The 8,745-nt window shown below is 69.3% G+C and carries 6 protein-coding genes and 1 pseudogene; all 7 read right to left on the bottom strand.

All coding sequences use genetic code 11. The annotated features are described in order from the left end of the window. A partial coding sequence (locus tag G6048_RS44700) for an ROK family transcriptional regulator (protein ID WP_165345352.1) occupies positions 1–1,216 on the bottom strand: 1,216 nt, incomplete at its 3' end. Between the two features lie 17 nt (positions 1,217–1,233). Next, complete coding sequence (locus tag G6048_RS44695; RefSeq protein WP_206342913.1) at positions 1,234–3,930, bottom strand: beta-galactosidase; 2,697 nt, start codon at positions 3,928–3,930, stop codon at positions 1,234–1,236. Continuing rightward, positions 3,927–4,832: a carbohydrate ABC transporter permease gene (locus G6048_RS44690; protein ID WP_189321024.1), complete on the bottom strand. Its 906-nt coding sequence runs from the start codon at positions 4,830–4,832 to the stop codon at positions 3,927–3,929. Before G6048_RS44690 ends, G6048_RS44695 begins: the two co-directional genes overlap by 4 nt. Then, positions 4,832–5,809: a carbohydrate ABC transporter permease gene (locus G6048_RS44685; protein ID WP_206342912.1), complete on the bottom strand. Its 978-nt coding sequence runs from the start codon at positions 5,807–5,809 to the stop codon at positions 4,832–4,834. Before G6048_RS44685 ends, G6048_RS44690 begins: the two co-directional genes overlap by 1 nt. A gap of 6 nt (positions 5,810–5,815) precedes the next feature. Next, on the bottom strand, positions 5,816–7,102 hold the full coding sequence (locus tag G6048_RS44680; protein ID WP_165345351.1) for an ABC transporter substrate-binding protein: 1,287 nt from the start codon (positions 7,100–7,102) through the stop codon (positions 5,816–5,818). A gap of 380 nt (positions 7,103–7,482) precedes the next feature. Beyond that, entirely contained in the window at positions 7,483–8,367 is an 885-nt protein-coding gene (locus G6048_RS44675; protein ID WP_165345350.1) for a cyclophilin-like fold protein, read from the bottom strand. A 137-nt stretch (positions 8,368–8,504) separates the two neighbouring features. Next, positions 8,505–8,745, bottom strand: a pseudogene (locus tag G6048_RS44670) (LacI family transcriptional regulator); the annotation flags it as partial.

Genomic DNA, 8,745 nt, shown 5'->3' with positions numbered 1-8,745 from the left:
GCCCCGTCCCCGCCGGACTCCCCAGCCCCAGCCGGTTGAGGAACTGCTGCAGCGTGAAGGCCGCCATGCCGAGGGCCACGGCGTTGCCCGGGACCCGGGACGGCTCGACGGTGAGGCCCGGTAGGGAGCCGGGCATGACGTGGTGGGGGAGTTCGTCGCGTACGGCGGGCAGGAGATGGGCGGCCAGGGCCTCGGAGGCCCAGCCGGTGAGGGTGACGGTGGGGACGTTGAGCATGTTGACCAGGTCGCCGAGGGCCGCGGCCAGGTAGTGCGCGGTGCGGTGGGCGAGGTCCTTCAGGGCCGGGTCGCCCTCGGCGAGGCTTTCGGCCACCGCCTCGACGAAGTCACGTTGCCGTGGCTGCCGCAGTGTGCGGTGTTCCGGGTCGATCCCGGCGAGCGTCGTCCGCAGCCCGGGGGCGCCGAGGTACGCCTCGACGCAGCCGCGCCGACCGCAACGGCACGGTCGGCCGTCCAGCTCCAGGAGTGTGTGGCCCCATTCACCGGCGTTGTTGGTGGTGCCACGGACCAGCGCGCCGTCGATGGCGATGCCGGCGCCCACCCCGGTGCCGAGGTTGACGACGGCCATCGCGTCGACCACGCGCCCGGCGCCGAACCACATCTCCGACAGGGCCACCGCCTTGAGCGGATTGTCGACGTACACGGGGACCAGGAGGTGCGCCAGCATCTTCTCGATGTGCACGTCGCGCCAGTCCCAGTTCGGCGCGAAGACCGAGACGCCGGCTTCGGGATGGACATGGCCCGGCATGCTGACACCGACGCCGATGATGTGCTCGTGCTCGGCTCCCCCGGCCGCGACGGCCGACTCGATCGCGCGGACGATCCCGTCGGCGACGTAGGACGGGTCGTTCTCGTGCTCGTCCAGCGCGACCTCACCCTGGCCGAGCGCGCCGAGCGCGAGGTCGTACACCGTGGCGTCGACGTAGGTCTCGGCGACGTCGACGCCGACGATGCGGCCGCGGTCGGGGTCGACGGTGAGCCGCTCCTGCGGCCGTCCCCCGGTGTTGTTCTCCACGGTGGCGATACGCAGGACGCCTTCCGACAGGAACTCGGTGACCAGCGTGGCCACCGTCGCCGGACTGAGTCCGGTGTGCCGGGCGAGTTCCTGGCGGGTCGACGGCCCGAGTTCGAACAAAGCGTGCAGAACCTCGAAACGGTTCTCGCTGCGAAGATCCCGAGCCGTGCGCCGCGCCACCATGCCCCCCCACTGCCCCCTCAGCCGTCCGGAGACTCCAGCCGCAGTGTACGGAGCTCCGGATCGCCCGGCCCGGCGGCGCCCCGTACCAGCAGGGTCAGCCCGGACCAGCCCGCGGGGATCCATATTATGTTCGAGTCCCCGCCGGAGAAGGTCGGCCGGTCACCGTCGCCGGCCCAGACGCGGCCCACGCACTCCCCGGCGGCCCATCCGGTCACGCGGATCTGCGTCCCGTCGAGCCGCACCAGGAAGCCGTCACCGGACGGCGGCAGGTCGACGTCGAGCCACGCCTCCTCTCCCGGTTCCAGGGTCAGCGGCAGCTGGATGCCCTGCCCCTGCGAGGGACCGGTGGCGGCGAAACCGGTCAGCAGGTCGTCGTCCTGTACCGAGCACGACCAGTCCGTCACCGGTTCGAGGACCAGCAACTCGGCGCCGAGGCCGCCGCCGCTGGGGTGGTGCGGCAACGTGACCGAGATCTGGCGGGTTCCCGCGGGCAGCAGGACCCAGGGGTCCTCGGCGGTGACAGTGCGCGGCTCACCGTCGTCCACGCTCACCCGCACCGGCTCGACCACGCCCCGAAGGTGCAGCGCCGAGGCGGTGTCCGACCGGACGTCGCGCGTGTAGGTGACCGGGAGGCCGACGCGGGTGCTGCTCCAGCCGCCGAGCGCGCGCGTGGGCGCCGGCAGGCCCGCCCAGTGGCCGCACACCGACCACAGCGCCGACACGTCCGTCACGTCCCGGACCGTCCACAGCGTGCCCAGTCCGCGCAGCGCGCCGAGGCGGAGAGCCGGCAGGCGCGCGTCGTCGAAGTTCGCGTGCCCCCAGATCTCCACGACGGCCTCGACGGCGACAGCGCCGGTCGCCTCACGCACGTCGATCCGCTGAGCCGCGCCGAATCCGCTGATCGTCGGGCGCGCCCTGCCGTCGATCGACAGGTCGGCGATGTCCGCCGCGCCGACGAGCAGGAGCTCGTCGACATCCGTCAGATCAGCTGTGGTCCGGTACGTTCCACGCCCCCGGTACACGCCGAGCGACTCCAGCGTGGGCGGCAGTTCGTGGCTTCCGGCCGGCTGCTCCGGAGCGCCGGCCGATCGCCGCCGCGCGGCCCGTACGGTGCTGGGCGGCAGCGGCGGCGTGCTCCGCGACGGGGGCGCGTCGGTCAGGTGCGCCGTGCCGTCGGTGTCCGTGGCTCGCAGCCGTGCGGCGTCCGCCGGTGCCAGCGCGACAAGTGTCAGGCCTTTGACGGTCGTTCGCTCGGGCGCGCCTGCCGTGGGCGCCGGAATCTCGCCCCGGGTTTCGCCTACGACGACGGTGACCGGTACCTCGGAGGAGAACGTCAGCACACCGTCCGACGCCGCCACCAGATCCGCCGACGCCAGGGTGAGCGTCCCGTCGTACCCCCACGACTGCAGCGGTACGTCCACCAGCATCAGCGGGCACGAATCCGGGGCGACGGCGACGGGTACGCCGTTCACGACCGCCGTGCCCGGTGCCGTAAGCGCCGCCGTGCCTGCGGTATCCGCAGCACCGAGATGCGGCACGGCGACGAGCCGCCCACCACCGTCCAGGTCCAGCGCCGACGGCGACGAGCTGGTCGGGAAGCCGGCGGTCACCGGCCCGCCCGGCACGCTCGCCCCGGCGGAAGTGGCGAGCGCCAGTCGCGGCCCCAAGGTGTCGATCACGCGTGCCAGCACCTGGGCCTGGATGTACTCGGGCCGTTCGGCGCCGGTGGACGAGACGTAGCCGCCGAAGTCGTAGCCGTGGCTCATGAAGTTGGCGGGGTCGCCCCAGTTTCCCGTGGACGGCGTGTACCCGAAGTTCCATCCGGACGACTGCAGATAGGGCGCGATCAGCGAGGCGCCGCTCGCCAGGAGCCGCCGCAGGGTGCGGTGCCGCCGGTTCGTCTCGGTGATCAGCAGGGGCAGGCCGCGGTCCGCCAGGAGCTCGGCGTAGCGCCGTACCTCCGGCTCGAGGTCCGGGGAGTCGTCGTCCGGGTAGAAGTTGCAGGCCGGTACGACGCCGGGGACGTTCCCGGTGGCTCCCTCGATGTCGCCCTGTCCGGAGCAGGCGACAAGCGGCACGGTGATGCCGTGGCGGATCGTCTGGTCGCGCAGGGCGGTCAGGTATCCCGCGCGGTCCGCACAGTCGAAGAAGTCCAGCTCGTTCTCCAGCTGCACCAGGATGACGGGTCCGCCCGCCGGGTACTGGCGCTCGGCGAGCAGGGGCAGCACCTGGTCGAACCAGGCCGTCACCTGGGCGAGGAAGCGCGGCTCGTTCTGACGGACCCTCAACTCCGGGTCCAGGCCGAGCCATGCGGGCAGCGCGCCGCCGTCCCACTCGGAGCAGATGTACGGGCCGGGTCGGGCTATGACGTACAGCCCGGTCTCCTGTGCGAGGTCCAGGAAGGCGGCGACGTCACGCCGGCCCTCGAAGGACCAGCGGCCGGGCGCCGTCTCGTGGAAGTTCCAGGGCAGGTAGACGTCCACGCAGGTGTACCCCGAGGCACGTACCTGTTCGAGCCGGGCACGCCACTGCTCACGCGGAAGGCGGAAGTAGAACAGTGACGCGCACAGCACGACGCGCGGACCGCCCTCGATCCGGATGCCCCGGGCGTCGAGTTCGATGGCGCCGCTCTCGACGGCGCCGCTCTGGATGGAACTGCTCTCGACGACTCCGCTGTCGGCGGCGCCGCTGACCACTGTCGTCGGACGACTCACTTGACCCCCGCGCTTCCGCCGCTGATATCCATTTCGTACAGGTACTTCTGACCCAGGTAGTAGACGAGGATCATCGGCAGGGCGAGCAGGATCGAGCCGACCATCACCATGTTCCAGGGCGGGGCCTGGCCCGCCTGCGAGGTGGCGGTGATGTACTGCACGCCCAGGGCGAGCGGCATCTTCGACTCGTCGTTGAGGTAGATCAGAGGGCCCATGAAGTCGCCCCAGGTGTGGGTGAGCGTGAAGATGCCGATGGCGATCAGGACGGGCCTGAGCATCGGGAACATGATCCGCCGGTAGATGCCGAAGAAGCCCAGGCCGTCCATCATGGCCGCCTCGTCGAGCTCGCTGGGCAGCCGGGAGACGAACTGCCGTACCAGGAAGACGTTGAAGGCGTTGGAGAAGAAGTTCGGCACGATCAGCGGCAGGAAGGTGTTCACCCAGCCCAGGTCCCGGAACAGGATGAACTGAGGGATCATCGTGATCTGCGTCGGGATCATCATGGTGGCGATGACGATGAGGAACATCGTGTTCTTGCCCGGCGCCCGCAGCCGGGCGAAGGCGTAGCCGACCAGGCCGCTGGAGAGGACCTGCCCCGCCACCGAGAACAGCGAGATGAGCACCGAGTTGAGCAGGAAGGTGCCCACCGGCAGCTCGGTGCCGAACACCCGGGAGAAATTGTCCCAGTGGAACTCGCGCGGGATGATCGTGAACGCGCCGTTGTTCACGGTGGCGTCGCTGGACAGGGCGATCGAGCCGACGAAGACCAGCGGGGTGGTCAGGATCGCCGCGACGATCAGCAGGGTGCCGTAGGTGAAGGGCGTCGCACGGAACGCCCGTACGGCAGGGGCTTGCCGGTCCTCGTGCCCGCGCTTGCGCACAGGGGTCGCCAGGGTCGCCATCACTTCACCTCGGTCTCGTAGAACACCCAGCGCCGGGTGGTGCGGAAGGCGATCACCGTGAACACCAGGATCACCAGAAACAGCAGCCAGGAGATCGCCGAGGCGTAGCCCATGCGGTAGTAGCTGAACGCCTGGTCGAACAGGAGCGGCACCATCGTCTGGGCCGCGTCGTAGCCGGCGGGGTTCTTGCCCTTGGGAATGAGGATGTAGACCTGCGAGAAGATCTGGAACGCGTTGATCAGGCCCATGATCAGGTTGAAGAAGATGATGGGCGTCAGATGCGGCAGCGTGATGCTCCAGAACTGCCGCGTCGCGCTCGCGCCGTCGACCTCGGCCGCCTCGTACAGCTCACGCGGGATGCCCTTCATCGCGGCGAGCAGCAGTACGGTCGCGGCGCCCGCGCCCCACGCCGACATCAGGATCAGGGCGGGCTTGACCCAGGGGCCGTCGAGCAGCCAGTTGGGGCCCGACAGTCCGAACAGGCCGAAGAAGTCGTTGATCGGGCCGTTCGGTGCGAGCACCATCCGGAAGATCATCGCCGTGGCGACCAGCGGGATCAGCGTCGGCAGATAGATCAGGGTGCGGAACAACTTGCGGGCCCTGACCTGCTTGTTGAGCAGGTTCGCCAGCCAGAGTCCGAGCACCAGGCCCAGCGGGACCGAGATCGCCGCGTAGTAGAAGGTGTTCCACAGGGCCTTCCAGAACACCGGGTCGTCCGTGAGGAGCTTGACGTAGTTGTCGAAGCCGACCCACTTCGGCGGGTTGAAGGAGTCCCAGTCGGTCAGGGAGTAGTAGATCGACGCGATCATCGGCCCGAGCAGGAAGACCAGGAAGCCGATCACCCACGGCGAGATGAACAGGTAGAAGGAGAGGGCCTCGCGGCGCCGGCGTGTGGAGAGCTTCTGCTTCCTGGGCTTGGGCGAGGCGGGCTTCTCCGCGGCCCCCGGAGCGGCCTTCGGGGCGGTCGAGGTTGCCATCGCCGGTCATGCCCCGGACTTGATGAGGGCCTCAAGGTCCTTCTGCAGGGCGGTCAGCGCCTTCTTGGCGCTGCGCTCCTTGCCGAGCCAGAAGTCGGCCAGGCCGTTGGAGATCGTGTCGATCATCTCGTTCCACTCGGGGATGAACGGCGCCCGGAAGACGAACTCGCTCGACTCGGCGAACACGCCCATGTCGACGTCCGTCTTCATCCACGACGGCTTGAGGAACGCCTGGCTCTTCTGCACCTCCAGGTTGGCCGGCACGTCCTGGCCGGAGGCGATGATCTGTGCCTGCGACTCGGTGGAGGTGAGGAAGTCGATCGCCTTGAATGCCTTGTCGCGCTGCTTGGAGGTGCGCGAGATCGCCAGGCCGCTGCCGAACGCCGACACGGCCTGCTTCTTGCCGCGCCACATCGGCGCGATGTCCCAGCCGAACGACACCTTCGTCAGACCTGACATGACCCAGAAGCCGTTGGCGTGGGTGGCGACCTTCTGGTTGGGAAACGCCTGGTCGCCGCCGATGTCGGGGCCCATGTCGGCGTAGTCCGCCTTGCTCGGCACCACCTTGTGCTTGAAGACCAGGTCGCCCGCCCACTGGAGCGCCTCGACCACCTCGTCGCTGGCGACCGCGGGCCGGCCGTTCGCGTCGATGATGGTGCCGCCGTTCTGGTACGCGAGGCTCCACCACTGCGGAAACCATTCGGCACCGCTGTATCCCCACACCTTGCCGGGGACCGTCAGCTCCTTGAACGCGTCGAGGGCGTCGTCCCAGGTCCACTCCGCGGTGGGGGCCTTGATGCCCTTCTTGTCGAACATGTCCTTGTTGTAGAACACGGTGACCGCGCCGGAACGGTCCGGTATCGCGTAGAGCTTGTCCTGGTACGTGTACAGCGAGCCGACCGGGCCGAACCGCTGCTCGGGGTCGAGCTTCGCCGTCTGGGCGAGGTCGTCGAGCTCCAGCAACTGGTTCTTGCTGGAGTACGTGTTGACGCTCTCGGCGACCTGCATGATGTCCGGCCCGTTGCCGCCGGCGATCATCGTCTGGACCTTCTGCGGGTACGAGTCGCCCGGGATCAGCTGGAGCTTGACCTTGAGGTCGGGGTGCTTCTTGACCAGCAGGTCGATGCGGGCCTGGTACGTCTTGCGGTCGGGGTCGCCGCCCCACACCGTCATCACGAGCGGCTTGTCACTCGAACCCGCGCTGGAGCCGCACGCCGTGAGCGTGATGACGCCCGCCGCCGCTCCCAGACCAAGAAAACCCCGACGGGAAAACTGCGCTCTGCCAAGCGTCATGGCATGCCTTTCGATGAAGTGTGCACACGCCCAGGAGGTCGCCCGGCGATCTGTCAGCGATCAGGACGGGCTTCGAATGGCCGTTAAATTAACCCTCGTTTTAAGTCACGACAAGACCTTGTTTCCCACAAGTTTCAGAGGACGCGACAGGTACGCGGGCAGAGGGGCACAAGGGTCCGCATGACATGCGAAAGGACCCCAAGCCGACGGTAAGCACAGGTCAGAGTGGGGCTGTCCGCCGGAGCAGGAAGCCCAAGCTCGTCCGCCGCCCGCTGCCACCGGGCTGGACGGACACGACGGGCAGCATGGTGGCCGACGAGGTGCGTGCCGGCCCGCGGCACGTAGAGGCCGAGAGGACCTGAGCCATCGACGGCTGACAGTCAGTCAGTCGGCTCCACCCTCGCGGTGAAGCCATCCTCCTGGTCCTCGATCGCGTCCATGTCTGCGTCGAACTGACCGATCCTCAGGATGCCGTCGTGGTAGCTCACGTCGCCGTAATAGAAGACGAGGTCGCCCCCCGGAGCGTAATAGCCGATGTCCCCCGGACGAGGGTCCTCTCCCTCGGGCATGCCCTCCGTGGAAAGCTCCTCAGGCAACGGCCCGGTCTTCTCCATGTGCAGGTGGTCGCTGAACTCCACGGTGACCGGGAGCTTTTCGATCAGGTCCCGAGCGGTGGCGTTGTCGAAGAGCCGACCCGTCAGCACCGTGCCGCCCACCGTGACGCGGATCGGCGTCCCATCGCTCGACGACTGGTCGGAGCCTGGCGAGGAGGAGGCCGCGGCGGACGCCGAATCGCTGGACGACGCGGAACTCGCAGGCGTGGCGCTCTGTGCAGCCGTCCCTTCCGAATCGCTGCCGCAGCCTGTCACGCCGAACGCGAACGCGAAGGCCATGGCCAGCGAGAGCCCCAAGCCCCGACGCACTCGACGCGGCGGCCTGGGTGCGGAAGGGACCTGCACCTCGGGCCGGCGCAGGCGGCCGATCTCCTTGCCCGCCGGCTCGAAGACGTACTCCCGCTGGTCGTCATCGAGCTTCAGTACCCGGGCGATCGCCGCCGGCACAGGCTCCGACACATCGATGCGTCCCTGTTCCAGCCGGGTGTAGTTGTCGGTACCGATCGCGGCCAGCAGGGCCACTTCCTCCCGGCGCAGACCGGGTACGCGACGTGGCGCTCCCGAGTCGGGCAGCCCCACGGATCGGGGGGTCAGCTCGGCACGCCGGGTTTTCAGGAAGTCGCCCAGCTCATGGGCTGCGCTGCCGGTCATGTCAGCCATCCTCGCAGGGGTGGGGCCCCGTGGCGGGGCGGAGTCTTGGTGGCACGGACCTTCCGCTTGGGCACTGGTGGAGGGGAAGGTCCGCAGGTCAGGCGGGCGGTACGGCCGTCAGGCGGGCGGTACGGCGGTCACGGCTTCGCGAGGGCGCGGGTGTGGGCTTCGTGGGCGTCGGGGGCGCCGTCTGCGGCTCCATCCGTCCGGTCCCCGGCGAGCGGTCCGGCTGCCGGGGCCGGCACGTGGCCCAGCTCGGCGACCATCGCCTCGACCGCCGTACGGGTCGCGTCGCCGTCCTGGGGCAAGCCGTTGATCACCCGGGGGCCCGGGCCGTGTCCCCCACCGGCGCGTGCGGCTGCCCCTTCGCGTCCGGGC

This window comes from Streptomyces ureilyticus (assembly GCF_011045025.1).
Lineage (GTDB): Bacteria > Actinomycetota > Actinomycetes > Streptomycetales > Streptomycetaceae > Streptomyces > Streptomyces ureilyticus.
Note: the sequence above shows the minus strand (reverse complement) of the source record. Positions and strands in the feature narration are given on the sequence as shown.